Annotated in this window: 24 protein-coding genes and 1 pseudogene; 22 read left to right on the top strand and 3 right to left on the bottom strand. The window is 65.9% G+C overall.

The annotated features are described in order from the left end of the window. Positions 1-6 precede the first annotated feature (6 nt). The 9 genes from ACOQFR_RS11405 (at position 7) to ACOQFR_RS11445 (ending at position 11902) form a co-directional block, all read left to right on the top strand. Positions 7-651: a hypothetical protein gene (locus tag ACOQFR_RS11405; protein ID WP_421381958.1), complete on the top strand. Its 645-nt coding sequence runs from the start codon at positions 7-9 to the stop codon at positions 649-651. Continuing rightward, entirely contained in the window at positions 651-2195 is a 1545-nt protein-coding gene (locus ACOQFR_RS11410) for a tetratricopeptide repeat-containing sulfotransferase family protein (RefSeq protein WP_421381960.1), read from the top strand. The genes ACOQFR_RS11405 and ACOQFR_RS11410 overlap by 1 nt, the downstream gene beginning before the upstream one ends. 181 nt (positions 2196-2376) lie before the next feature. Beyond that, on the top strand, positions 2377-3873 hold the full coding sequence (locus ACOQFR_RS11415; protein ID WP_421381962.1) for an SEL1-like repeat protein: 1497 nt from the start codon (positions 2377-2379) through the stop codon (positions 3871-3873). A gap of 2 nt (positions 3874-3875) precedes the next feature. Next, positions 3876-5384 carry a tetratricopeptide repeat protein gene (locus ACOQFR_RS11420; protein WP_421381964.1) on the top strand — a complete coding sequence of 503 codons (1509 nt, stop codon included), beginning with the start codon at positions 3876-3878 and terminating at the stop codon, positions 5382-5384. 75 nt (positions 5385-5459) lie between these two features. After that, on the top strand, positions 5460-6101 hold the full coding sequence (locus tag ACOQFR_RS11425; protein WP_421381966.1) for a tetratricopeptide repeat protein: 642 nt from the start codon (positions 5460-5462) through the stop codon (positions 6099-6101). Positions 6102-6167: 66 nt separating this feature from the next. Further along, positions 6168-9842: a methylmalonyl-CoA mutase family protein gene (locus ACOQFR_RS11430; protein ID WP_421381968.1), complete on the top strand. Its 3675-nt coding sequence runs from the start codon at positions 6168-6170 to the stop codon at positions 9840-9842. A 65-nt stretch (positions 9843-9907) separates the two neighbouring features. Continuing rightward, positions 9908-10339, top strand: coding sequence for a hypothetical protein (locus ACOQFR_RS11435; protein ID WP_421381970.1), 432 nt, complete (start codon positions 9908-9910; stop codon positions 10337-10339). Further along, positions 10317-10826 (top strand): ImmA/IrrE family metallo-endopeptidase, encoded by a 510-nt coding sequence (locus ACOQFR_RS11440; RefSeq protein ID WP_421381972.1) that lies wholly within the window; start codon positions 10317-10319, stop codon positions 10824-10826. Before ACOQFR_RS11435 ends, ACOQFR_RS11440 begins: the two co-directional genes overlap by 23 nt. A gap of 2 nt (positions 10827-10828) precedes the next feature. Then, entirely contained in the window at positions 10829-11902 is a 1074-nt protein-coding gene (locus ACOQFR_RS11445) for a beta family protein (protein ID WP_421381974.1), read from the top strand. On the opposite strand, the gene ACOQFR_RS11450 is transcribed toward ACOQFR_RS11445, so the two are convergent. Continuing rightward, positions 11848-12474, bottom strand: coding sequence for a hypothetical protein (locus ACOQFR_RS11450; RefSeq protein WP_421381976.1), 627 nt, complete (start codon positions 12472-12474; stop codon positions 11848-11850). The genes ACOQFR_RS11445 and ACOQFR_RS11450 overlap by 55 nt on opposite strands. Positions 12475-12559: 85 nt before the next feature. On the opposite strand from ACOQFR_RS11450, the gene ACOQFR_RS11455 reads away from it, so the two are divergent. The 4 genes from ACOQFR_RS11455 to ACOQFR_RS11470 all read left to right on the top strand — a co-directional run bounded on the left by ACOQFR_RS11455 (position 12560) and on the right by ACOQFR_RS11470 (position 15072). Continuing rightward, the gene (locus ACOQFR_RS11455; RefSeq protein WP_421381978.1) at positions 12560-12979 is read left to right on the top strand and encodes a DUF819 family protein; all 420 of its coding nucleotides are present in this window, start codon (positions 12560-12562) and stop codon (positions 12977-12979) included. A 97-nt stretch (positions 12980-13076) separates the two neighbouring features. Next, positions 13077-13838, top strand: a complete 762-nt coding sequence (locus ACOQFR_RS11460) for a hypothetical protein (protein ID WP_421381980.1) — start codon at positions 13077-13079, stop codon at positions 13836-13838. A gap of 199 nt (positions 13839-14037) precedes the next feature. Then, positions 14038-14553 (top strand): hypothetical protein, encoded by a 516-nt coding sequence (locus ACOQFR_RS11465; RefSeq protein ID WP_421381982.1) that lies wholly within the window; start codon positions 14038-14040, stop codon positions 14551-14553. A gap of 138 nt (positions 14554-14691) precedes the next feature. After that, entirely contained in the window at positions 14692-15072 is a 381-nt protein-coding gene (locus ACOQFR_RS11470) for a hypothetical protein (RefSeq protein WP_421381984.1), read from the top strand. A 161-nt stretch (positions 15073-15233) separates the two neighbouring features. On the opposite strand, the pseudogene ACOQFR_RS11475 reads toward ACOQFR_RS11470, so the two are convergent. Continuing rightward, positions 15234-16360: pseudogene (locus ACOQFR_RS11475) on the bottom strand (hypothetical protein); the annotation flags it as partial. A gap of 380 nt (positions 16361-16740) precedes the next feature. Here ACOQFR_RS11475 and ACOQFR_RS11480 point away from each other — a divergent pair. From ACOQFR_RS11480 to ACOQFR_RS11520, 9 genes are all read left to right on the top strand, one after another. Beyond that, positions 16741-17529 carry an outer membrane protein gene (locus ACOQFR_RS11480; protein ID WP_421381986.1) on the top strand — a complete coding sequence of 263 codons (789 nt, stop codon included), beginning with the start codon at positions 16741-16743 and terminating at the stop codon, positions 17527-17529. Between the two features lie 109 nt (positions 17530-17638). Further along, positions 17639-18187: an ECF-type sigma factor gene (locus ACOQFR_RS11485; RefSeq protein ID WP_421381988.1), complete on the top strand. Its 549-nt coding sequence runs from the start codon at positions 17639-17641 to the stop codon at positions 18185-18187. Positions 18188-18258: 71 nt separating this feature from the next. Next, positions 18259-21087 carry a protein kinase domain-containing protein gene (locus tag ACOQFR_RS11490; RefSeq protein ID WP_421381990.1) on the top strand — a complete coding sequence of 943 codons (2829 nt, stop codon included), beginning with the start codon at positions 18259-18261 and terminating at the stop codon, positions 21085-21087. Positions 21088-21280: 193 nt separating this feature from the next. Then, positions 21281-21562, top strand: a complete 282-nt coding sequence (locus ACOQFR_RS11495) for a hypothetical protein (RefSeq protein WP_421381992.1) — start codon at positions 21281-21283, stop codon at positions 21560-21562. Further along, positions 21559-22056 (top strand): hypothetical protein, encoded by a 498-nt coding sequence (locus tag ACOQFR_RS11500; protein ID WP_421381994.1) that lies wholly within the window; start codon positions 21559-21561, stop codon positions 22054-22056. Before ACOQFR_RS11495 ends, ACOQFR_RS11500 begins: the two co-directional genes overlap by 4 nt. An 11-nt stretch (positions 22057-22067) precedes the next feature. After that, positions 22068-22691, top strand: a complete 624-nt coding sequence (locus tag ACOQFR_RS11505; protein ID WP_421381996.1) for a hypothetical protein — start codon at positions 22068-22070, stop codon at positions 22689-22691. Continuing rightward, complete coding sequence (locus ACOQFR_RS11510) at positions 22688-23620, top strand: hypothetical protein (RefSeq protein ID WP_421381998.1); 933 nt, start codon at positions 22688-22690, stop codon at positions 23618-23620. The genes ACOQFR_RS11505 and ACOQFR_RS11510 overlap by 4 nt, the downstream gene beginning before the upstream one ends. Positions 23621-23703: 83 nt before the next feature. Then, positions 23704-24717, top strand: a complete 1014-nt coding sequence (locus ACOQFR_RS11515) for an OmpA family protein (protein WP_421382000.1) — start codon at positions 23704-23706, stop codon at positions 24715-24717. A 42-nt stretch (positions 24718-24759) separates the two neighbouring features. After that, positions 24760-25686 (top strand): hypothetical protein, encoded by a 927-nt coding sequence (locus ACOQFR_RS11520; protein WP_421382002.1) that lies wholly within the window; start codon positions 24760-24762, stop codon positions 25684-25686. Between the two features lie 26 nt (positions 25687-25712). Here the strand turns inward: ACOQFR_RS11520 and ACOQFR_RS11525 are convergent, their stop codons facing one another. Continuing rightward, complete coding sequence (locus tag ACOQFR_RS11525; protein ID WP_421382004.1) at positions 25713-25979, bottom strand: hypothetical protein; 267 nt, start codon at positions 25977-25979, stop codon at positions 25713-25715. Positions 25980-26011: the final 32 nt, after the last annotated feature.

The following is a 26011-nucleotide window of genomic DNA, read 5'->3' on the forward strand; positions in this document are numbered from 1 at the left end:
CACGGCATGGGTGACCTGCAGCGCATCGATGATCTACCGGGCAGCTTCGGCTACGGCGCGGGCGTGCTTTACGGCCTGCCGCAGCCGCCGCGCTGGATGGGCGAGGTGAATCCCGACCTGCAGAAGGTGATCCTGCTGCTCGACAGCGGCGAGCTGCTGTTCGGCCACCTCACCGGCCTGGACTGGGAGGGCGGCAACGTGCTGCTGCGCTCGGGCGAGATCATGCATTCCAATCCCATCGGCGACCTGCGCGGCATCCTGCTCAGCGCCGATACCGAAGGCCGCGCGGTGGCGCCGCCGCAGTCGGTGCGTTCGACGCTGCGCTACCGCGATGGCGGCGAGTGGACCCTGCATGCGCACACCGCCAGTGCCGACCTGTTCGGTGCCGGCTTCTTCGCGGTGGCCGACGGCGAGCTGCACGCCATCTTCGTGCCCTGGCGCGCGCTGGCCGACAACCGGCTCAGCGTCGAATCGGGCCTGGACGACCACCGCCGCGCGCGGCTGCAGCGCGAGGTGGCCTTCCGCCGCGGCGCCGAGATCGACCGCCTGCGCATGGCCAGCCTCAACCTGGTGTCCGAGCCCGGCCGGCAGGCCGCCGACATCCGCCGCAGCGCCTATGCCAAGGCCTTCTGCGAAGCCCTGGGCGGCTGATGTCCACCGTGCAGATCCAGCACTGGAAGGCGGCCGAACAGTACCGCGCGTCCTTCGACCTCGAGGCCGCCAAGCGCGAGTACCACGTGCTGCTGTCCGACCCGGACTGGGTGCTGCCGGCCAGCCTGCGCCTGGGCGCGATCGCGCTCGACAGCGGGCAGCTGCAGGACGCGGTGGCGCATGCGCTGGCCGCCAACGGGGCGCGCGAGCCCGATCCCGTGCTGCTCGAGGCGCTGTGCCGCCTGCTGCTGAACGTGGGCGAGCTGCAGGCCGCGATCGGCTGCGTGATGGACCCGTCGGTGCAGGAATGCACCGACCCGGCCGTGCTGCTGGGCCTGGGCACGATGATGGCCGAGCAGGGGCTGTCGGATTACGCGCTGCCGCTGCTGCGGCGCGCACGCCGCTTCGGGCTGGAAACGCCGGAGCTGAACTATCTGATCGGCAACGACGAAAGCTACGCCGGCAACCTGGATGTGGCCGAGCGCGAGCTGGAAGCCTGCCTGCGCGCCGCGCCCGACCACGCGCCCGCGCACCGCGCGCTGGCCAAGCTGCGCCGCGCCACGCCCGGCAAGAACCACCTGGTGCGCCTGCGCGCCGCGGCCAGCCGTCTGGGCGAGAACCACCCGGACGCGCCGCTGCTGCACTACGCGCTGTTCAAGGAAATGGACGACCTGGGCAATGTGGAAGGCGCCTGGGCCGCGCTGGAAACCGGCATGCGCCTGCGCCGCCGACAGGTGAAGTACGACTCGGTGGCCGAGCAGGCGCTGTTCGACGAGCTGATGCACGTGAAGCCCGCGCCGGGCCCGGACGTGGACGGCATGCCGCAGCCGCTGTTCATCGTGGGCATGCCGCGTTCGGGCACGACGCTGCTGGAACGCATCCTGGGCGCGCACGGCCAGGTGGCCGACGCCGGCGAGCTGCGCGATTTCACCGTGCAGCTGCGCTGGTGCTGCAACAAGATGGGCGGGCCGCACCTGGACGTGGACCTGGCGCGCGCGGCGCGCTGGGCCGACCTGTCGCGGCTGGGCGACCGCTACCTGGCGCACACGCAGTGGCACGCCAACGGCCATGCGTACTACACCGACAAACTGCCCACCAACTTCCTCAACATCGGTTACATCGCCAATGCGCTGCCGCAGGCGCGCTTCCTGCACATGGTGCGCGAGCCGATGGACGTGTGCTTCTCCAACCTCAAGGAGCTGTTCGCGGACGCCTACCCGCACAGCTACGACCAGCGCGAGATGGCGGTGCACTTCCGCCGCTACCAGGCGCTGATGGCGCACTGGCACAAACAGTTCCCCGGCCGCATCCTGGACGTGCACTACGACGCCCTGGTCACCGAGCCAGAGACCACCGCCCGCGCCGTGCTCAAGCACTGCAACCTGGCCTGGACCCCCGACGTGCTGGAACCCGAATCCCGCGGCGGCACCGTGGCCACCGCCAGCTCCGCCCAGGTCCGCGAACCCATCCACACCCGCTTCCTCGGCCAATGGCGCCGCTACGAATCCCAACTCCAGCCCCTCCAGGAAGCCCTCGGCAGCTGACCAAGAAAACATACCAGGTATGTTTTCATCCACGCTGAGACACGAAAACATACCTGGTATGTTTTCTTTCAGGTTGAGACAGCGCGCTTGCCGCGGGCGGCGAGGTCTGCGATTTTGCGGGGGCATGCCGGCAGGGGGCCGGGTATCCTGAGGGGGACGCATGCGAGGGATTGGTTGCGCGTTGTTTTGCTGGCTGCTTTGCCTGTCCACGATCGCCACGGCCAAGTTCGACCGGGTCGAACCTGCCCCGGAACTGCAGACCCAGGCCGAGGCCCGCTTCAACGCCGGCGACATCGCCGGATCCTGGCCGCTGTTCGAACAGGCCGCCGCCCAGGGCAACACCCAGGCCATGGAATGGCTGGCCTGGATGCACCTGGAGGGCAAGGGCACGCCCCCCGACTTCGGCAAGAGCCGGGCATGGAGCGAAAAGGCCATCGCCCTCGGCAATCCCCGCGCCATGTATGGCCTGGGCTTCGAGCTGGCCGGACCCAAACATGGCGCCAATGCCGACTACAAGCGTGGCCTCGAACTGCTGTTGATGGCCCATGAGGCAGGCGACCACCGCGCCGCCGGCCACATCGGCTGGATGTACGAAAACGGCAATGGCGTGCCCGTGGACCTGGGCAAAGCCGCCCAGTGGTACGAACAGGGCGCGCTGCGGCGACATGCCGGCACCCAGGTGTCGTACGCGCGAGTGCTGGTGCAGGGCCTGGGAACACCGCGCGACGTCGCGCGGGCGCGCTACTTCATCAACGACGCCATCGCCGGCAATGGCAAGAATGCCCAGACCGTGCTGGCCCTGGTGGTCGCCGCGGAAGCCGCCGACGCGGCCCAGGCCCAGGCCGCTACCGCCGCTGCCGCCGCACCGGCCCGCACCGCATCCCAGCCCGAACCCGGCCAGGCCGAATTCGACGCCGCCAACAAGTTCTTCTTCACCGACAAGGCCAAAGCCTTCGCGGGCTTCAGCCAGGCCGCCGCGCTGGGCCACACGCAGGCCCGCATCAACGTCGCCGCGGCCTACGCCCAGGGCGACGGCGTGGCCATGGATTCGCGACGCGCCCGCGCGCTGTTCCTGGCGCTGGCCGAAGAGGGCGACAAGTACAGCCAGCGCACCGTGGCCAAGCTGATGATGGATGGCGGCGGCGGCCCGCAGGACTACGCCGGCGCCCGCTACTGGCTCGAACGCGCGTCCAACCAGAACGACACCGAGGCCATGGCCTTGCTGGGCATGATGTACGACCCCGCCAACCACCGGACCCCCGACATGAACCTGGCGGTGTTCTGGTACCAGGCCGCCCACGCCCGCGGCAATTCCATCGCTGAGATGTGGCTCAAGCAGAAGGGCCTGCTGCAGCCGCCCCCCGCGCAGCAGGCCTTCATCAGCCGCATCGAAAGCCAAGGCCCCGACCGGAGCTCCAATGCCGCCTTCCACTACGACGTGGCCGTGTACTGCCAGTACGGCGGCAGCCGCTGCAACGCGCTGCGCGGCGAGGCCTACCGCTTCCAGGAAGCCAACAACCGCGCCGCCGAGTCCGCCAACCAGCAGCGCCTCTGGAACGTCTACCGCCGCGAGGCCGCGGATCCGAACGCGCGCAGCGAGTGCCTGCGCAAGAAATCCGAATCCATCTGGCGCAGCAATTCGGGCCAGCAGGACTGGTATTACGCAGGTGAGTGCTAAGCATGTCGACCTTCCGCCTGCTGATCTGCCTCGCCGGCTTTCTGGCGCCGATGCTTGCCCAGGCCGCCGCACCCCCCGAATCCCAGCTCCGCGCCTGGGGCGAACAGAACGACCGCGCCCGCGCCCAGTACGACGGCGGCAACAAGCCCGAAGGCGTACGTCTGTTCGAAGAAGCCGTGGCGCAGGGCAACCCGGTCTCCAAGCTGACCCTGGGCTGGCTGTTGCTCAATGCCACCGACCTGCCTCCTCGCGACCCGGCCCGCGGCCTGGCGCTGTACGAGCAGTCGGCCGAGGCCGGCATCGCGATGGCCGCGTCCAACCTGGGCCATCACTACGCGCAGGGCAGCGGCGTGGCGCAGGACCAGCGCAAGGCCCTGGCCTGGTTCGAACGCGCGGCCGACCTTGGCCTGGCGCAGGCCATGACCACGGTGGCCTGGTACCACACCAGCAACGCCGCAGGCACCGGCATTGACGCCGCCAAGGCCGCGCAGTGGTACCAGCGCGCCGCCGACGCCGGCGATGCCGCCGGCATGGTCGGCCTGGGCCAGGCCTATCAGTACGGCAAGGGCGTGGCCCGCGACCTGGAGCAGTCGCGGCGCTGGTACGCGGCCGCCGCGGCGCTGGGCAACGATGAAGGAAAAAATCTGCTGGCCGCGCTGCCGCCCTCGGAAGCATCCGTCGCCGCCAGCCAGGGCCGCCGCGTGTTCTTCGACCGCACCCGCATCTACCCCGGTAACGAGCCTTACCAGCGTGCGCTGTCGATGTCGCAAACGGCGCCGGAAACCGTCGCGCTTTACCAGCAGGCCGCCGCCGAAGGCCACCCCGCCGCCCGCCAGCTGCTGGGCAATGCCTACATGAGCGGCGCCGGCGTCCCGCGCGACGACGAACGCGCCCGCTCGATCTGGGTGATGCTGTCGGAGGAAGACTGCGTACCCTGCCAGGTGCTGGCCGGCCGCATGATGATGGAAGGCCGCGGCGGCCCGCGCGACGTGGATGGCGCCCGCTACTGGCTGGAAAAGGCGGCCAACTACGGCAACGTCACCGCGATGGGCATGCTGGGCACCCTGTACGACCCACGCAACAGCTATGTCCCGAACGAAGCGCTGGCGATCTTCTGGCACCAGATGGCGGCGTCCAAGGACAACGGCGCCTCGTGGACCTGGCTGCGCGACCGCGGCCACCTGCCCAAGTCGCCCGAGCAGCAGGCCTTCATCGCCCGCATCGACGCGCAGGGCCCCGACAAGTCCGACCCGGGGGTCTACAACTACGAAGTGGCCGTGTACTGCCAGTACGGCGGCAGCCGCTGCGACCAGCTGCGCGGCCAGGCCTATCGCGACGAGCAGGCCAACAACCGCGCCGCCGCGGCCGCCAACCAGCAGCGCCTCTGGAACGTCTACCGCCGCGAGGCCGCCGATCCCGACGTGCGCAGCGAGTGCCTGCGCAAGAAGTCCGAATCCATCTGGCGCAGCAATTCCGGCAAGCAGGACTGGTACTACGCAGGGGAGTGCTGAGGCATGCAGACGATAATCAGGCCGTGCCGCGTCCTTGCCCTGTGGCTGGCACTCGGGCTTCTGGCTTCCACGGCGATGGCCCAAACCCCGTCCGTGCCCGCGCCCGGCAAGTACGACGACGCCTGGCACCAGCGCGCGCAGACGCTTTACGCCGACGGCAAGTACGCCGAAGCCCAGGCCATCCTGCAGATGGGCGTGGCCGACGGCGTGGCCGATGCCATGACCGCGCTGGCGTATTCGCACCTGTACGCGCCCGAGTTCCCGGGCAAAAACCCGGCGCTGGGCATCGCGCTGTTCGAAAAGGCCCTGGCCCTGGGCGACGCCCGCGCGGCGCGTTACCTGTCCGAGCAGTACCACCTGGGCCAAGCCGTACCGAAGGACGATGCCATGGCCTTCGCGATGATCCAGAAGGCCGCCGAACTGGGCGACAGCGACGCCCTGGCCTCGGTGGGCATGTTCCACTGGAAAGGCGTGGCAACGCCGAGGGACCCCGCCAAGGCGGTGGAATGGTTCCGGCGCTCGGTGGAATCCGGCGATCCCAAGGGCTTCTACCAGCTGGGCATGGCCTACCTGGACGGCATCGGCGTGGCCGCCGATCCCGAGCGCGGCCTGCAGCTGATCCAGCGCTCGGCCGAGATGGGCTTTAGCGAGGCCCAGGCGGAATTGCCGCGGGCCCAGCGCGTGGTCCAGGCCCACCGGCAGCCCCGCCAGCCCTGAGGGCGGGGCGCGGACGGACGGCGTTACAATCGGGGCATCCCGCCCCTTGCCGTACGAGCGCGCCCCATGAGCACCCCCGCCTCCAGCCTCCCCACCACCGACACCGGCACCGAGCGCAGCCCGCTGCGCTTCGTCACCGCGGCCAGCCTGTTCGACGGCCACGACGCCGCCATCAACATCATGCGCCGCCTGATCCAGGCCCAGGGCGTGGAAGTGGTGCACCTGGGCCACAACCGCAGCGTCGAGGACGTGGTGCGCGCGGCCCTGCAGGAAGACGCCGACGGCATCGCGCTGAGCAGCTACCAGGGTGGCCACACCGAGTACTTCAAGTACATGGTGGACATGCTGAAGGAGCGGGGCGCCGGGCACATCCGCGTGTTCGGAGGCGGTGGCGGCACCATCACGCCCGAAGAGATCAAGGAACTGCAGGACTACGGCGTCGAGCGCATCTATCACCCGAATGACGGGATGCAGATGGGCCTGGTGGCCATGATCGAGGACCTCGTGCGGCGGACCGAAAGTGCAAGGACCGCGTACCAGGTACATTTTTCCGGAGAAGAGAGCGGCAAAAAGGGGAAGAGCCCACCCCGGAAAAATGTACCTGGTACGTTGGCTCCGAACATCAACGACGAAATCAGCATCGGCAAATTCCTCACCGCCATCGAGGAAGGCGAATTCGACGAAGCCCAGCTGACCAAACTCCGCAAGGAATGGCAGCTCGCCGCAGGCAAAACCCCGGTCATCGGCCTGACCGGCACCGGCGGCGCCGGCAAGTCCAGCGTCACCGACGAGCTGATGAACCGCTTCCTGCAGCACTTCCCGGAAATGCGCATCGCCGTCATCTCGGTCGACCCCACAAGACGCCGCACCGGCGGCGCCCTGCTGGGCGACCGCATCCGCATGAACTCGCTGCGCAGCCCGCGCGTGTTCATGCGATCCATGGCCACCCGCCGCCAGCACGCCGCCACCAACCCGGTGCTGAAGGACTGCGTGGCCTTCCTGCGCGCCCAGGGCTACGACCTGGTGATGGTGGAAACCGCCGGCATCGGCCAGAGCGACAGCGAGATCGTGGACCTGGTGGATTTCCCGGTGTACGTGATGACCAGCGACTTCGGCGCGCCCAGCCAGCTCGAGAAGATCGACATGATCGACTACGCCGAGCTGGTGGTGCTGAACAAGTTCGACAAGCGCGGCGCCGAAGACGCCCTGCGCGACGTGCGCAAGCAGTGGAAGCGCAACCGCGTCGCCTTCGCCCTGAAGGACGAGGACGTGCCGGTGTATCCCACCATCGCCAGCCAGTTCAATGACCCCGGCGTGACCTGGATGTTCACCAACCTGTGCCGCCTGGTGCGCGAGAAGCTGGAGCTGCCGGCCGAAAAGTGGACGCCGCAGGGCGAGGTCACGCTGAAGGAGCCGCGCGCCACCGTGCTGATCCCCGGCGCCCGCACCCGCTACCTGGCCGAGATTGCCGAGCAGGGCCGCGCCATCAACGCCAGCATCGAGAAGCAGGCCGAGGCCGCCGACCGCGCCCAGAGCTACTGGCAGAGCCTGCGCGACCTGGAAGACCCCGCACTGCCGCGCCAGCTGGACCAGTACGACCCCGAGCAGCTGTCGCTGCCCAAGAGCGGCGCCGCCGCCCTGGACTACCCCGCCAGCGGCGAACGCCGTACCGGCCAGCCCGACCGCCGCAAGCCCACCTTCGCCTGGGAACGCCGCCAAAACCTCAACACCACCGAAACCCCGGCCGCGCCCACCGTGGACCGCAGCCTGGTCACCCTGCGCCAGCGCTACAACGACGCGGTGAAGGCGCTCAGCGCCGAGAGCATCCAGCTGCTGCGCGACTGGCCCGAGCGCCTTAAGTCCATTACCGACGACGTGACCGAGTACCACGTGCGCGGCAAGGCCATCCCGGTCGAGAACTACAGCCAGTCGCTCAGCCACCAGAAGATCCCGAAGATCGCCGCGCCGACCTACCGCAGCTGGGGCGAACTGCTGGTGTTCCTGGGCAAGGAAAACCTGCCGGGTTCGTATCCCTACACCGGCGGCGTTTACCCCTACCGCCGCACCGGCGAAGACCCCATCCGCATGTTCGCGGGCGAGGGCACGCCCGAGCGCACCAACCGCCGCTTCCACTACCTCAGCGTGGGCCAGCCGGCTGCGCGGCTCAGCACGGCCTTCGACAGCGTCACCCTGTATGGCGAAGACCCGGCCATCCGCCCCGACATCTACGGCAAGATCGGCAACAGCGGCGTCAGCATCGCCACGCTGGACGACATGAAGAAGCTGTACTCCGGCTTCGACCTGTGCGCGCCCACCACCAGCGTCAGCATGACCATCAATGGCCCGGCCCCGATGATCCTGGCGATGTTCATGAACACCGCCATCGACCAGCAGGTGGAGAAGTACCTGCGCGAAGACCAGGCCCGCTGGGACGAGGCGCACAGGAAGATCGAAGCGTTCTTCGAAGGCAAGAAGCGCCCCGAATACCACGGTGAGCTGCCGCCCACCAACGACGGCCTGGGCCTGGGCCTGCTGGGCGTCACCGGCGACCAGTTGGTGGACCCGCTGACCTACGAGCGCATCAAGCAGGACACGCTGCGCCAGGTGCGCGGCACCGTGCAGGCCGACATCCTGAAGGAAGACCAGGCCCAGAACACCTGCATCTTCAGCACCGAGTTCGCCCTGCGCATGATGGGCGACATCCAGCAGTACTTCGTGGACAACAAGGTCCGCAACTTCTACTCGGTGTCCATCAGCGGCTACCACATCGCCGAAGCCGGTGCGAACCCGATCAGCCAGCTGGCCTTCACCCTGAGCAACGGCTTCACCATCGTCGAGTACTACCTGGCCCGCGGCATGGCCATCGACGACTTCGCGCCCAACCTGAGCTTCTTCTTCAGCAACGGCATGGACCCGGAATACACGGTGATCGGCCGCGTGGCCCGCCGCATCTGGGCCCGTGCCATGCGCGAGCGCTACGGCGCCAACGAGCGCAGCCAGATGCTGAAGTACCACATCCAGACCAGCGGCCGCTCACTGCATGCGCAGGAGATCCAGTTCAACGACATCCGCACCACGCTGCAGGCGCTGTATGCGCTGTTCGACAACTGCAACAGCCTGCATACCAATGCCTACGATGAGGCCATCACCACGCCGACCGAAGAGAGCGTGCGCCGCGCGGTGGCGATCCAGATGATCATCAACAAGGAGTTGGGGCTGAACTTCAATGAGAATCCGTGGCAGGGGAGTTTTGCCGTGGATTACCTAACTGACATCGTGGAAGAGGCGGTGTACAAGGAGTTCGAAGCGCTTTCGGAGCGGGGTGGCGTGCTGGGGGCGATGGATACGATGTACCAGCGCGGGAAGATCCAGGAAGAGAGCCTGTATTACGAGCACAAGAAGCACGATGGGAGTTTGCCGCTGGTGGGGGTGAATACCTTCCTGCCGAAGGATCACGCCGGCGAGGTGGCTACTACCATCGAGCTGATTCGGAGCACCGAGCCCGAAAAGGCCGCCCAGATCGCCAACGTGAAGACCTTCCAGGCCGCCCGCAACGCGCTGCCTGTCGGCGGGCCTTCAGGGCCGATGCTGTTCGGCGAAGGGCTGAGCTACCTGCAATCCACCGCCCGTGACCGGAAGAACATCTTTGCCGCGTTGATGGAAGCGGTTAAGACGCATTCGTTGGGGCAGATTAGTCATGCGTTATACGAAGTCGGGGGCGAGTATCGGCGGAATATGTAGAACATCAACGCGTCTGTCGCACGATTTGAGATTGCCCTGCTCTAGAATCAGCGAGGAAAGTGGTGATGGAGAAGCTAAAGATCGGGGCGGTAGCTTTTATTGGCGCATTTCTAGGCGCAGTCTTGTTATGGCTGTTCCAGGGTCACTCCCTTCGAGTGCTGCCTGGGGAGATGTCGTATTCAGATTTTGTAGCCATCATTCTGTCCGCTCTGTCTCTCCTGGTAACCGTTCTAGGGTTGGGTTTGGCCTTCTTTGCAATTTGGGGCTGGACGCAGTTCCAGAAGAATGTAAAAACGGTAGTAAACAAAGCCATGCCGGTATATGTCGCTCAGGAGCTCAAGGAGGGCGGTGCGAGGCAAGTCTTGGATGACCTTGTCATCAAGTTCTTCCGGAGTGAGCTGGCGAAGCCTGGTGTTGCAGAGGCTTGGGATGCAGAGCGAAAGCGGCGCATCGAAGAACTAGAGGCGCTCGACGATGATGCCGAAAACCGTGAGTAACAATCTTAATGATGATCGGATAGATGCCACTCAGCAGGCAGCTATCCAAAGAGCGCATGAGCGTATTCCTGTGAAGCTTTCTTCCTTGGCGAAGGACTTAGGCCTGCGGGTGATCGCCTCAACACTCCCGCCGGGCATTTCCGGAGAAATTAGACCTATCGACGGGCGCTTTGTGATCTCCGTTAACCGCCACGATAGTGCGCGACGGCAAAGATTCACGGTTGCTCACGAGATTGCACACTTCTTGCTTCATCGTGATCAGATTGGAAGCGGTATAGCGGATGACGTTCTCTACAGATCTTCACTTTCTGATTCTAGAGAAGCTGAAGCTAATCGGCTCGCTGCAGACATACTGTTGCCCCGTCAAGTGTTAAGTGAAGAAATAAGTTCTCGCAAGGGTCGGTCGCGTGAAGATTTGGTCTCGGAACTGGCTGAGATGTTTGACGTTTCCGAGGTTGCGATGAAAATACGCTTAGGGATCACCTGATTATGGGCGCAAACCGATACTTGCCAGTCATTGACTTGAGGCCGGCAGAGATGTTTGCCCTTCAAGAGCTTCCCGAGAAAGACAAAGAACAGCTAAGGCCGCTTATTGGTCTTCGCAGATGGTCGGCCTCTCATGAACTATCGAAGTCCGTAGATCGAATCACGAAGGCCTTCGGGACTCGCGCTTGTTTTTTGGAGATGGGCGAAGAAGATCCGGTTGAGTCTGGCCAAGAAAGGCCAGTGCATTCTCAGTTGAAAGACTTAAGGTCTCCTGAGAACGGCTTTCAGAATTGGCACGACTTTTTTTTGGAGGAGCGGCATGCTCATTTCACGCCAGGTCTTCAGACGGGTGGTTCTCCAGCTGAATTTGAATTGCAGATTGAGAGACTGATTTCAATTGGTCGCGGACTGATTGTTCGAATAGACAAGCCCACGTCCTTAGTAGTTGGAGCACTTTGTTCGCTAATTGCAGCGAAGGTTAAACTGGCAGAAAACGTCACGCTCGTTTTAGATTTTGGTAAGAAATCGGAACAATTCTTGCTGGAAGAGGGTTCAGTAAAGTCTTTGGTTTCTCTCGCAAGAACACTGTGTCCTCGGGCGGATATCGCAGTTTGTGCGTCGAGTTTTCCCGATAGCTTTACTTCAATAACCTCTCAGCGCATTTTTGAGCGAGTTCTGTTTGAGAGGCTCGCCAAGCACGACAGGGCAATCATTTATAGCGATCGAGGTAGTGCTAGAGCTGAGCGGCAGCAGGGTGGAGGCGGGTTGCCTGCGCCGAGAATAGACTATGCGAAGAAGGATTCGTGGAGCTTCTTTAGGCAATCCTCACCCCTCGCGACTCCTTTTCTTGGATACCAGAGTCAGTCGATTGACTTGATCCAGAGCGAAACTTGGGAGCCTAAGTTGAAGCTTTGGGGCGCCCAGATGATTGAAAAAACGGCTGCCGGAGACGAGGAGGGCGGGATATCCTCGCCGAACAGGTCGACTGCTGTGAGGATTAATTTGCATCTTCACAGGCAACTCTATTTCAACGACGAGGAGTCTTTCTTGGATACCGATGAAGACTGGGTCGATTGAATTAGAGACTCTATCCAGGCCTCTTTTTTCTTGGCGGCTTCTTCAGCATTTGCCTTGTGCGCGTTACGTTTCTCAGAGAAACGGCTCAACAAAGTTAAGTGTTCAAGCGAGATCGGTTCGTTCGCTACTGCATCCCAGAACCTGTCACTGGTTGCTTTAAATCTTCTTCGGAAAGCCTCCAGGTTCTTTTGAGTCGCTTCCGCCCTCATAGCAGCCCCGCTTTCGACCGACTCATCGTTGGTGAGACTTGGCGTGATCAGCCGCCTAAGGGTCAGTCCGCTAGCAATCCAAACCTCGATATCGCGAAGTTCGCTTACAACTACGTCGGTCAGATGGTCTGCTCCGATCACTAGCATCGTTTTGTCAAAATAGGAGCGGTAGACGGGAAGCTGACGAGATAGGCGGGTCAATCTGTCCCGATTGCTCTTGATTTCAACGCCAACGAAATTGCGTCCTTGTAGCACGAGGTCGGCCCTCACGCCTGTATCTCCGAGCGGGAGCTCGTTCGCGATCACAGTAAATGGACTAATTCGCTTGGTTCGCCTAAGTTCATTAAGCAGGCGAACCTTCAATTGATTCTCTGTTGGGGAGATTGAGCGGGGCATTGATTTTGTTTCTATGAGTTGTCGCGAAATGGCTGTGTCTCGACTTAATGTCATGTCTATTCGGCCGGAGCGCGCTGATTGTAGCGCGAAATCTAGGTCGGCCGGATCAGAGCTCGGCCGGCGCGCGAGTAGCACTAATACATGCGAGCTTCGGTTATCTCCACCCGTAAATCACAAGCAGTCAAGAGCGGACTTTTCTCGTAAACGTCTCCGAGGAGACTTCCATAAAAAAGGCCCGATTCACCGACAGCCATATCTTGGCAGTGGCCTACGCCCGCTGACCCGCACCAGCCCCGAAATCATCGCCATCGCCTCCACTGCGAACTTACGCGGCGCCACCACCGCCTTCGTGCTTGCGGAAAGCTTCGACCGGAAGGTCCTAGTAATGCCGGGCATTTTGGTGGGCACCTCGGGGACGGCGCTGGGCACGTACGGGGCGCTGGCGTTGGCGGGGATACTGTGCCAGCTTTGACTCTGCATCGTCTGCAGGCGCAAGTTGGATGCGCTGATGCGCTGCAAGGTGGCACTGATCGTCCACCTGAACCGCTGAAAGAATAGGCCCCCGAACCATGCAGCAACTCGCCGACACCTTCTGGAACCTTCGCGGCGTGCACCGCATCGGCGGCCTGATCGACATCGGCACCCACATGTCGGTGGCGCAACGGCCGGGCGGCGGCTTCATCGTGATCGATGGCTGCGCGCTCGAGGACGAAGCCCGCGAGGCGTTGCTGGCGCTGACCAGTCAAGGCGCCCGGGTCGAGGCGGTGGTCCACGTCCACCCGTTCCACACGCTGCACGTCGAGGCGACGCACGCCTTGCTTCCGAGCGCTGCGCTCTATGGCACGGCCCGCCATCGTGAGCGCTTGCCCGCGTTGCCCTGGGCCGGTGCGCCGGTGGAAGCTTGGGGCGCCGAGCATCCGCTCGACGATACGCTGGACCTGTCGGTGCCTGCAGGCGTCGACTTCGTCTGCCTGGATGAGAGCGTGCACGTAGCATCCGTGCTCGTGCGGCACCGGGCGAGTGGCATCGTGCATGTCGATGACACACTCAACGTGCTCGCCGCGCCTGGGTCCCTGGGTGAGTTGCTGCCGCAGTCGTCGCTGCGGATGCACCCGATGCTGGGGAAGGCGCTGAAAACCGAACCCGGCGCCACGGACGCTTACGCGGGGTGGGCCCGCGACCTTGCGCTGCGCTGGGCCGACACGCCGAAGGTATGCGCTGCGCATTCGGCGGTGCGGATGCTGGCGCCGGGAGGCTTCAAGGATGAGGTCGAGGCGGCGCTGGACAAGGTGTCGGGTACTCTAGAGCGACACCGCAAGCAGTACGGCTGATTCCCCTGAGTGGAATAGCGGTAGTGGACCTTTCCGTCGATCGCAAACTGACTGCAGTATCGGGCGGTACTCGGCACGGCGAAGGGGAATCGCGCGACAGGAGCCTCCTGCCCCCGTCTCACGTGGAGGGATAGCGGGGCCGTTCGCAGTCCTGCCAATGCGGCTACGATTACCTCATTGGCCAGGAACAGGGTGATTTATGACCGAACCCCGCATTGATGATGCAACGCTCGGCGACCTGAGGTTTCGCGGCCCGATCCGGTCCAATCTGCCGACGTCGACGTCCCCAGGAAACTTCTGGCTTGGCGTGGCGATCTTCCTTGGCGTGGCGCTGGTGTATCCGTTCTATTCGCATGAGGTGCAGTCGCGTCTTGCTGCCCGGGACGTCGAGGCCGCGGTGTCTGAGTTCACCGGGCAGATGGACACAATGGCCGATGATGCCCAGCGACAGCTCCAACTCGCTGCTCGCGACGCCGCCGCGCAGGCGGCCGCCAACCGGCAGCGTGCTGTGGTGGTTTTGGGCAGCACGACGGTGGGTGGAGACCGCGTGGTGATCGTCCATCTGGGGCAGGCCACGATGGCCGAGGCGCAGCCATCCATCTGCAGGCAAGCCGCCACTCAGTTCGGCAACTCGCTGTCAGGTGAGATCCTGCGCGTCCAGCGGCACCGCGGCTCCCGGCCTGCCGTGGACGCGGGGACTATTCGATGTGATTGATCCAATCGTGGCGAGCCATCGATTGGGCATCGCATCGGTGGATTCCGCGGATACGCAGTTTCCGCAAGCGTACTGCCGATCCGCCGGTTCGGAATTTCTAGCCCTTGAATCACGCCGTTCTTGAGCCTTTAATCGCACATGGCCGCCCCCTACCGCACGTTCCGCCTCGAGGGCCCGCTCTCGTTCCCGCAGGCCGTACGCGAGGTGGATTCCTGCATTTCGCAGGCCCTGGAAGCCGGCGACCGCCGGATGCTGGTGGACGTGCGCGGCCTCACCGGCTTCGACAAGCCCGACCTGCTGGCCCGCCTCGAGATGGTCCGGCGTTGGGCGGCCACGTCGCAGGGGCGGGTGAAGGTGGCGATGATCAGCCGGCAGGAGATCAACGACGCCGAACGGTTCGATGTCGTGCTGGCCCAGGGTCTGGGCTTCGATGGCAACGTGTTCGAAACCGAAGAGGATGCGATCCACTGGCTGGAGCAGGAGCCCGCGCTGTGGGCGGGTCCGCCGCCGAATTTCTGAGCGGCGCATTTCGCTCATCCAGGATGCGCACGAGGAGGCACAGCCGGTGGGGCCCGTGCGCCTGGCCAGCGGCCGGATCGCGACAGCGGGTGCGGTTGCGACCCTAGGCGCGCAGCTCGCTGGCAAGTTCACTCACGGGCCCAGCCTTGTGCCGACGTGCGTCACGCAGCCTTCGGAGGTTCACGCGCCTGAAGCGACAACAGCGCAAACACCCCGGCCAGCACCACGTAAGCCGCAACGAACTGCCACGACACCTGCTGCGGCAGGCCTTCGATGGCCCACGGCCAGTAGATCCCGCCGTTGGCCGCCACCGAATGGATGACCCCGAACAGCGCCAGCGCCGCGCCCACCAGCTGGGCGCCCGACGCACGCAGCAGCCTTCCGTCAATCAGCGACGTCACGGCCGTGATCCAGATCATGGCCGTGATGATGATTCCGTTGGCCAGCGCAAGGATCACCGCCAGTTCGGGCAGCCCGTGGCTGCTCACGCCGCCCAGCAGCTGTGCGAAACGCTCGGGCGCGATCCAGCCCGGATTGCCGGCCTTGATGGCGACCAGATAAGCCACCGACGGCAGGAAGCCGAACACCAACGCCGCGTGGTGCCTTCGCGGCGTGGCTTCGAAGGCCTGCACCGTGATGTCGATGGCCACGTAGACGATGATGGGCGCCAGCACGGCCAGCGGCAGCCACTGCACCAGCCCCGAGATCAGGCCCAGGGCGCCGCCCACGCCGACGAACAGGCCGGTGAGCAGCGTGTAGCCGCTGCGGGCGCCATGCTCTTGTACGCCGGCTGGCCGATGTAGGGCGTGGTTTGCGCCACGCCGCCGCACACGCCGGCGGCCAGGGTGGATACCGCCTCGGCCAGCAGCACGTCGCGGGTACGGTAGTCGTCGCCGGCGGCACGTGCGCTTTCGCTCACGTTGATGCCGCCCACCACCATCAGCAGCCCGAACGGCAGCAGCAGCGGCAGATAGGGCAGGGTGGCGGGCAGGCCCTGCAGGAACGCCAGGCTGGGCCACGGGATCACCACCGTCAGCGGCACCGACTCAGGCAAGGCGAAACCGGGCGCACCCAGGCCCGCCAGTCCAAGCCCGTAATAAAGCGCGGTGCCCACCACGAACGCCACCAGCACCCCCGGCAGCTTCACCGGCAGCCGGCCTTTGGCCACCAGCACGTACAGCAGCAGCCCCAGCGTGACGAAGCCCACCACGGGCGAACGGAACACTTCCACCATCGGCAGGAAGCCCATCAGCACCAGCGCAATGCCGGCGATGGAACCGGGCCACGCTGTGGTCCGGACCGCCTCCGAAGTTTTGAGCGGTGCGTCACTCTGGTTTCGTTGTTGCGGTCGTCGCAGTCGCTGGAGAACGACGGGGGAACGTACTTGTCGCTGATGGCGATCGCGGGGACGCACCCTCAGGACCCGGCGGCGGCCCCAAGGTTGGCCTCGAATGGCCCCGGTCCGATCAGGGGGTGATCGCGCACCATCCGAAGCCTCGCGTGTTTCTGTCGCAGGCGGACTATTCCGGTGTCCGGGTCACCTACAGGTCAGAGCCGTAGCCTGGCCCGGTACGTCTCCGCAGCCCACGACCTGAATGTCCGTTTCCCCCACCAAAGCTCCGTTCGTCGCGGCAACGGGCATTCCGCCCTTTACCGAAGGAGCAACACGTGCGCAAAACCCTCCCCCTCGCGCTGCTGGCGCTGTCGCTGTGTGGCCAAGCCATCGCGGCCGAAACCCACTGGACCGGCTTCTACTTCGGCCTCAACGCCGGCCACTCCGGCGGCGATGATCGTACCGATGCCGCCCTGAGCGGCCTCTGGACCGGCGACATGGCGGCGCCGTCCCTCGCACAGGCCCTGTCGGTGGATGGCGACGTTTCCGGCAACAGCGTCGGCCTGCAGGTCGGCTACGACCATCAGTTCGCCAACGGCTGGCTGCTCGGTGTGGAGCTGGACTACCAGCGCCCCGGCATCGACGAAACCACCACCACGGTCATCTCGAACATCAACATCGGCTCGGCCACCCAGTTCGCCGATCTGCGGGCCACCAGCCGCCTGCGCAGCGACGACGCGTGGTCGCTGCGGCCGCGGCTCGGTTACGTCACCGGCAAGGCGCTGTGGTACATCACGGCCGGCTATTCGCGCCGTTCCTGGGACGTGGCCTCGGACTACACATTCAACGTGCCGGCGTTTTCGTCCAGCTTCAGCAAGGCCGGCGGTGACTCGGGCACGGCCAATGGCCTGGTGTGGGGCGCGGGTGTGGACTGGCGCTTCGCCGATCGCTGGAGCGCCGGGCTGCGCTACACCCGCACGCGGGAGGAAAGCTTCGACTACGCGCCCACCACCACGACGCGCAGCGGGCTGTACCTGCTGGTGCCCACGGATACGGCCATCGAAGAAATCAGCCGCAAGGTGCAGGCCGACAACCTCAGCCTCACCCTGAACTACCGCTTCTGAGGGGAGTGCCCGCGGCGCGCCGGCCGCCGGCCGCGCCGCGGGCACGCGTGTTCCGCCGGGCGAAAACGCAGGGTATGCTGGCGCCTGCGCTTGGGGATCCTGTCCGGTCATGGGCGACATCACACAGATCATCGAACAGGGCCACGCCTCGGGCGGCGCGGACAGCAACGCGCTGTTCAATGCCGCCTACGACGAGCTGAGGAAGCTGGCGCATGCGCGGCTGTCTCGGGCCGCCCCGATGACCCTGCTCGACAGCTCCGTGTTGGTGAACGAGATCTGGCTGCGGCTGTCGAGCCAGAAGACGCTGAAGGTGGACACGCGGCGGCGTTTCTTCGCCTACGCCGCGCAGGTGATGCGCAGCATCATCGTGGACCAGGTGCGCGAGCGGGCGGCCTTGCGCCGCGGAGGCGGCGAGCGTGTGCTCACGCTCAACACCGCGCTTGGCGATGGCCTGAGCAGCGACGACGAGGCGCTGCAGGTGCACGAAGCGCTGGAGTCGCTGGCGGAGCTGGAGCCGCGGCTGGCGCAGGTGGTGGAGATGCGCTTTTTCGGCGGCATGACCGAAACCGAAATCGGTGAGGCCCTGGGCCTGACCGAGCGGACGGTGCGCCGGGACTGGGAAAAAGCCCGCCTGCTGCTGGCTGCGATGGTGGATTGATTGATCACCGGGCGCTGTCCGGTTCCGGCCCGCCGGCCCGTTCGGCGGTTATTGCCGCCGCGTGGATCTGCATGAAGCCCCTGCCGTGTTCGAGCGCCGACTGGCCCCGCTTCAGCGTGTTGCTGGACCAGTGCCTGGAGGTCGCGCCCGAGGAGCGTGAGGCCTGGTTCCGTCGGCTGTCCCCATCGGATGCCCATCTCGAACCGGTGCTGCGCTCGGTGCTGGCCAAGTCAGAATCGCTGTCGAGCGGCCACTGGCTTGAACATCCGGCCACCGGGGATGCGGCGGCGGCTTCGTATTTCGGGCCTGGTATGGACGTGGGGCCGTGGCGCCTGCTGCGGCCGGTGGGCCGCGGCGGCATGGGCGAGGTGTGGCTGGCCGAGCGCATGGATGGCCGTTACGCGCGGCAGGTCGCGCTGAAGTTGCCGCATCCGCACCTGCTGGGCGGCTTGCTGAAGGACCGCTTCCATCGCGAGCGCGACATCCTGGCGCGCCTGGAGCATCCGCAGATCGCGCGCTTCTACGACGCCGGCATCACCGACGCCGACCAGCCCTGGCTCGCGCTGGAATACGTGGAAGGTGCGCCGATCACCGAACACTGCCGGGCGCAGGCCCTCGACGCGCGCGGCTGCGTGGCGCTGATGCGCGACGTGGCCACCGCCATCCAGGCCGCGCACACGCAGATGGTGGTGCATCGCGATCTCAAGCCCGCAAACGTGCTGGTCACGTCGGACGGCGCGGTGAAGCTACTGGATTTCGGCATCGCCAAATTGCTTGACGATCCGGCGCAGGAGGCCGGGCTCACGCAGCTCGGTCACCGTGCGGCAACGCCCGACTATGCCGCGCCGGAACAGCTCGCCGGCGGCACCGTCAGCGCCGCCACCGACGTCTACGCGATGGGCGTGATGCTGCACGAGCTGCTGACCGGTTCGCGCCCGTTCGAAGCGAAGTCACGTCTGGGCTGGATGCTCGACGACCGCCGCGAGGCGCCGCTAGCCTCGGGCAAGGTGACTGGCAAACGGCGCGCCGAGATCAAGGTTGACCTGGATTCGATCTTGGCCAAGGCTCTGGAGTCTGACCCGGGCAAACGGTACGCCTCCGCGGATGCGTTCTCGGATGATCTCGGTCGCTACCTCGGCCACCAGCCGATACGCGCGCGGCGCATCGGCGGCTGGCAGCGCGCCGCGAAATTCACGCGCCGGCATCGGCAGGGTGTGGTGATGGCGGCGCTGGTGCTGGCGGTGCTCATGGCCGGCGTAGCGGGCGTGCTGTGGCAGGCACAGCGTGCGGCGGAAGAGGCCCGGCGCGCCACGGCCATCAAGGAATTCCTGATCGAGGTGTTTGCGACGCTGGATCCGCGCATCGCTACCGATGGGCCGCGCGGGGGTATCTCCGCGATTGCGATGCTGGACGCCAGCGCGTCGCGTATCCAGGTCCGCTTCGCCGACGACCCGGACGTGCAGATCGAACTCCTGCGTATCGTCGCCGACCTCTATCGCCAGCTTGGCGACGAGGCGGGCTACGAGAAGTACCAGGCACTACAGCTCGAGCAGGTTCGACTTCGCTATGGTCCGCTGCACGCCAATGTGCTGGATGGCGCGGTCGAGTCGGCCTTCCGGGCCTGCAGCGGGGCGGATCGGGACCGCTGCGTCGCGGCCGTGGACGACGCCGGACGCTTGTTGGACCGCGTCGACGAACCCGACCCCGAGTTGCGTGCGATCTGGCTGCTGGCGCGTGGCCTGATGCTGCAGCGCGACGAGGCGCGGCTGCAGGAAGCGGGGCAGGCCTATGCGGACGCGGTCGCGCTTTACGCGCAGCACCATCCGCAGTCGCGCGGGCACGTGACGGCGATGATCCAACTGGCCGGCTTCCACAACGTGGTGCAACTAGACTACCCGCGTGCCATCGAAACCTACCGGAAGGCGGAGGCGCTGGCGCAGTCGCTGCCCGACCGCAACGATGCCGAGCTGCAGACCCTGCATGGCAATCTGGGGCTGGTGTATCAGCAGATGGGGCAATTTTCGGCGGCGGCGGCAGAGTTCCGCAAGTCGGCCGCCCTGGCGGACCGCACCACGGGGCCCGATGTGCCTTCGGCCTGGGTGCCGCGGGCGAACGCGGCGCGCACCCTGCATCTGGCGGGACAACGTGAGGCGGCGCACCGTGAGTTCGAACGGCTGCTGCCGCTGCTTCCCGATGGCGACGACGACACGGTGATAGAAGCCATCACCGCGCGGACCCACTATGGCGAGCGCTTGTCCAGCGAGGGGCGGCCACGGCTGGCGATCCCGGTGCTGGAGCTGGTGGAGCGCGGCTATGCGCGGAACAGCGAATTTGGTTTCCAGCTGCGGCTGGTGCGCCGTTACCTGGGCGAGGCGTACGCCCGCGCCGGACGCCATGCGGACGCTGGCCGGCTGCTGCAGCTGTCGCTGGAGGATTACGTGGCGCACCAGGCTGATGGCGACCAGCCGGTGATGGCCATCCGCGAAAGCTGGGGTCGATGGCTGCTTCATGACCAGCGGCCGGGCGAGGCGGGATCGCAGTTCGAGAACATCGTGGCCAATGCTTCGGGGCGTCCCCTGGCTCACGTGGCGCTGGCGCACGGCGGTCTCGCGCGGGCCGCGTTGGCGCGCGACGACGTGCCCGCAGCACTGCAGCACAGCCAGGAAGCTCTGGCGGTCTGGGGCGAGGTCGTGGGTTTCCGTGATGTGCGCATGCAGCCCTACCTGCAGCGCATCCGCGCTGATGCGCTGGCAGCGGCCGGGCAGCTGGCGGAAGCGCAGTTGTTGGAGAACACCGCGGCGGAGGCCAGTGCGCGCTATGACCATCCCTCCAGTGTCTCGGTGATCCGCCGGCAGATGGCGACGTTGGATCCGACAGCGCAGGCGACGGGGACCCGCTAGCCCTTCAGGTCGTCAGCTCGTCAGCACGTCAGCCCGAAGCGTAGCCTTCGGGGCCGATGCCGTCCTCGAAACTCCCTCGTTAAAAAATTTCGCTGCGCCATGTCCGGTTCAGCCGCCGCGCCACCGTTCGGCAGTTGTCATCCCGCCAACCGGCCCTGCGAATGCTTCGAAACCACTCAACAAGGAAATCGCCGTGAGCGCGCCGCACTGGCTGCTTCGTGCGGCGTGGGTCCTGCTTGCCGGTCTTTTGCTGCTGCAGGGCGCGCAGCTGGTGTCCGCGCTGCGCTATCTCGCCGGCCCCGACGCGTTCGCGGTCAGCCCGCTGCTGCTGGCGGCGCTGTCGTTCAAGGCCCTCTTGGCAGCAGTCAATCTCGCGCTGCTGATCGCCGTGCACGTCAGTCTGCGGCGCCAGGGCACCACCGGTCGCCGTGCGTCCGCCGACCTCTCTTCTTCCGACCGAGGAACTTCCCCATGAACAGATCCATCCTGTGCCTTCCGTTCGTCCTGCTGTTGGCCGCTGGCCCGGCCGCCGCCGTCGAAGCCGCGTGCGAACCCTATTTGCGTGCGGCGGAGAAAACTGCCAGCCAGCCCGCACGCCACACCATCTCCGAGGTCGACGGCGGCCGCATGGAGTTGATCTTCGTCGGCGGCAAGGCCTACAGCCGTTTCGACACCGGCAAGTGGCAGGTGATGCCGGACGCCGCCGCCAACAATCTCATGGCGGCCGAAAAGAAGTTGGTCGCAGCCATCCGCTCAGGCGAGTACCGCATGAGCGGCTGCAGAAAGCTCCCCGCGGAGAAGATCGAGGGCGTGACCATGACCGTGTACGCATACACGCTGACGCTGCCGAATTCGCCGGCCGGCGAAGCCAAGGTCTACATCGGTGCCGACGGCCTGGTGCACGGCCAGCGCGGCGATGGTGCGGTGGTTCGCCACCGCTACCGCGCCGTGTCCGCGCCGGCGCTCTGAGGAGGAATGCCATGACACCTGCTTCACGAATCGCCGCAGTTTCCCTGCTTTCGTCGCTTGCATTGACCGGCTGTACCCAGGCCAGCGATGCCCCCGAGGCCGATTGGCCTTCCGTCGATGCCGCGCCTGTCGCGGCCTCCGCTGACAAGCTGCCCGCGGAGTTGCCGCGCCCCTGTCTGCTGGTCACGGCCGAGGATGCTCAGGCCGTCATCGGCGCCGAAGTAGGGCAGATGGCCGACGACCAGGACGTGTGCATGTGGGCCGGGGGCGAGAATCCCGGTGCCATCACCATGCTGATGGTGCAGGTCTTCCGCACCGACACACCCGAAGAAACCGCATCGCTGTTCGACAACCTGTCCGGCCTGTCCGGTAACCTGGGCATGATGGTGAACGAAGCCATCGACAAGCCCACGCGCAAATCCGGGCAGGACATCGAGGACCTGGGTGATGCCGCCTGGTGTTCGGCGAGCAACGCCGACCTGATCGGCACCCAGCAGATGATCGTGCGCACGGGCACGGTACTGCTATCGCTCAATGTCACCGGCATGACCAAGGGCGAACGTGCTGCATCCCTGTGTCCGCAACTGGAAGTCGCCAGCCGGTTGGCCTACCAGCGGCTCGGGGGTGCGCGATGAGCCGCCCGGACTGGCAGCTGGCCGTGGTCGTCGGCATCACCTCGTCCGTGGTGACCGCGTGCCTCTTTACCGGCGTTGGCAACGTATCCGCCAAAGCGAGCGGGCCGACGCTCGAGTCGCTGAACGCACGGCTGCATCAGTTGGAGTCCAAGCCCAACAATCGAGTGCGTGCGCCGTTCGTGGTCGTGGATGCGCAGGACCAGCCGATCGTCACCATCTCGGCGTCGGGGGCCAATCACCTGCTGACAATGGGCACGCTGGGCAGCGGCACGGCCCTGCAGCTGGAGCGAAGCGCGGAGCACGCCATGCTGGTGGCGCAGTCCGGGTCCAGCGATACGCAGGCGCGGCTCGGTGTGCGGCAGGGGCGCGGTCCGCGACTCGAGGTGTACACCAAGGAAAACTCCACCATCGTCGGCAACGGCACCGCCGGAAGGCACGGCATCTTCGTGCGCGATGGCGGCGGCGGCCCCGGCAAGCCGCCGGCGAAATCGCTGGGCGAGCTCGCGGTCACCGTCGGTTCCAGTGGTGCGGTGCTTCGTTTGTCCGACAAGGAAGGCAAGCCCGTCCTGTCGGCGGGCAGCAACGCCGCCGAAGGCGGGCGCGGTCAGCTGGGGCTGAGCGCACCGGGCAAACCGACAGGGCTATTCCTGTTCACCGGCGTCGATGGCGGCGGCGAAATGCAGGTGATGGGCGGCGACGGCAAGCCCGCGGTCGAGCTGAGCGGCGTTATGCGGCATGTGCTGCTCAGCAATCGCGCGGGTCAGCCTGCGGCCGTGATGCGCCTGGGGCAGGGTGGCAGCGGTTCGGGCGGCAATTTCACCGTCGTGGATCCGGCCGGCAACAACGTGGTGTCGGCCGGTGCGCTGTCCGGCGGAGGTGGCGCGCTGTGCGCGATCCATCCGAAGAAGGGCAACAAATGTTTCCCGTGATGCGGGCGGTCCTACTCGCTTGCGCGGCGCTGGCCGGCTCCGCGAACGCGGCCCCGCCGGTGCGCATTCCGCACGAGACTGGATTGACTGTAACCACCGCCTTGGGGAGCCGCGAAGGTGACTACGAGTCGCGCAAGCGGCTGGCAGGCCGCGAAGGCGAGGGCTGGGTGCTGCTCTACCTGGCCAGCGTTCCGGACGGAAAGGGTGCGACCCGCACGATGGCCAGCGAACGTTACGTGCACGACGCGGATCTCGCGGCCGCACGCACCTACCGCACGGCCTTCGAAGAGGACGTGCAGGAGGACTACCCCGGCACCACGGCGCTCGGAGTGTCGAGCGCCGTGTTGGCTGAACTGCATGCCGCGGGCAAGGCGCGCTTCGCGCTGGTGGGCGAGTCGTCGTGGGTGCTGCCGTCGTTGTCTGGCGCCGCCGGTGGCGCCTTGCCCGGCAGCGATCTGCTGGCCAGCCTCACGCGCAACAACAGCGTGTCATTCAAGGGCGAATTGGTATGCCGCGGCAGCGCGCGTTTCTCCGTGCTGGTGAACGGCCGGCGGCAGTCGCTGGCCGCACTGGTGGCGACGGGGCAGTTCACCGCCCGCGACGGCAAGGTGATGCAGGCCGAGCTGACGGTGCTGGACGATCCGACCAACCCGCTGGCGCTGCAGTGGCGCATCGGGGAATCCGCGCTTCGCGTGGTGCGGCTGGATTTCCCGGTGCCCGAGGCCAGCCAGTCCATGGCCGCACAACTGCGCGCGGAGAAGCGACTGGTGCTGCCCGGGCTCTACTTCGACTTCGGATCGGCGGTACTGCGCCCGGAATCGGCCAGCCAATTGCCCGACATCGTCGCGCTTATCTTGAGTGTTCCCGGGGTGCCACTGGTGATCGAAGGCCACACCGACAGCGTGGGCGCCGACGCCGCCAACCTGAAACTCTCCCAGGCTCGCGCCGATGCGGTGCGCGCCGCGCTGGTGAAGCTCGATGCCGCACTGGCGCCGCGACTTTCCAGCCAGGGCCATGGCGAAACCCGGCCCAAAGCCGACAACTCCACGCTGGAAGGCCGTGCGCTCAACCGCCGTGTCGAGCTGGCGATGCCCTGACTGCTCCGCAATGAAGCCCCTCCCATTTCTCAAGGACACCCCATGAAGCTGATTGCAATGATCCTCCCCGCCGCCGGCCTGGCGCTCGGCATGTCGACCCTGGCCCAGGCCAACGACCTGGTCGGGCCCCGCGTGAATTCATCGCTTCCGCGCAACGAGGCGCTCGTCACCGCCAACCGGCCCCGGATCGATGACCAGGCGCGCTGGGAGCGCGTGCCCGGCTGCGCCCGCGACATCGTCGCCGGGGCCAATGGCGTGGTGTACGTCACCGGCTGTGATGTGGCGCCCAACAGTCGAGCCTCGTCGCCGATCTATCGTTGGACGGGCGCGCACTTCGTGCCGATGCCGGTGCCGGGCCTGGGCAGCGCGTTGGCCACCTTCGCGGGCCACAGCTATACGATCGGCAGTGACGGGTTGCTGTACTCCAGCATCAACGACGGTGAGTGGACGCTGCGCGGTACGCCTGATCGCCAGCCCATCACCGATGTGGCCGTCGGCAAGTCGGGCATCTGGATCGTGTCGTCACAGCCGGCCGATGAGGGCGGCAATACGATCTACCGCGCGCGCACCTGTCCGTCTGTTTTGATCGGCGGCGGCAACGACATCTGCGAATGGACGATCTGGGAAGGTTCGGGACAGCGCATTTCGGTCGGCGACTCGGTGTGGCTGGTCAATGCCGGCGGCGGCATCTTCGAGTGGCGCAACGGAAGTGGCCAGTGGTCCAAGAAGCCGGGCTGCTTCACCGACGTGGCGGCGAACAACCAGCATGTCTACGCGGTCACCTGCGAGGCCGGCCAGGGCGACGGCAACGCCATCTACCAATGGGATGGCGCCGGCAGCTGGGTGGACGTGAAAGGCGCGGGCAAGCGCGTGGCGGTGGATGCGGCCGGCAATGCCTGGGCAATTACCGACAGTGGCGAAATCTGGCGTCGGGCCGATACGCGCGTGGATCCGCCGCGCCAGAACTGAGGGGACGCTGCGGCGAGGGCGGCTGGTCAGCCATCCGGTCCATCAAACCGGATGCGTTTCACGCGCTGCCGGTACGCCTTGACGTTATCCCCGGGAATCCGCGTCGCCTGCGTGCCCGTCACCGTGTCCACCTTGCGCTCGGATCCGGTCACCGGCTTGGCATCGACTTTGGTCTCACGCTCGAAGGCATGCGACTTGTCGGTGTTGCGGTAGTACCGGTAGATGGCCCAGTACAGCGCCGTGCCGCCTGCGGGGCCGAGGGCCAGCAGCCATAGTCCGCCGTCATCACTCATCTCGCTGCTCCCTGGGTCAGGTGTCTGGCCGC

The organism is Arenimonas sp. MALMAid1274 (genome assembly GCF_049195245.1).
Classification (GTDB): domain Bacteria; phylum Pseudomonadota; class Gammaproteobacteria; order Xanthomonadales; family Xanthomonadaceae; genus Arenimonas.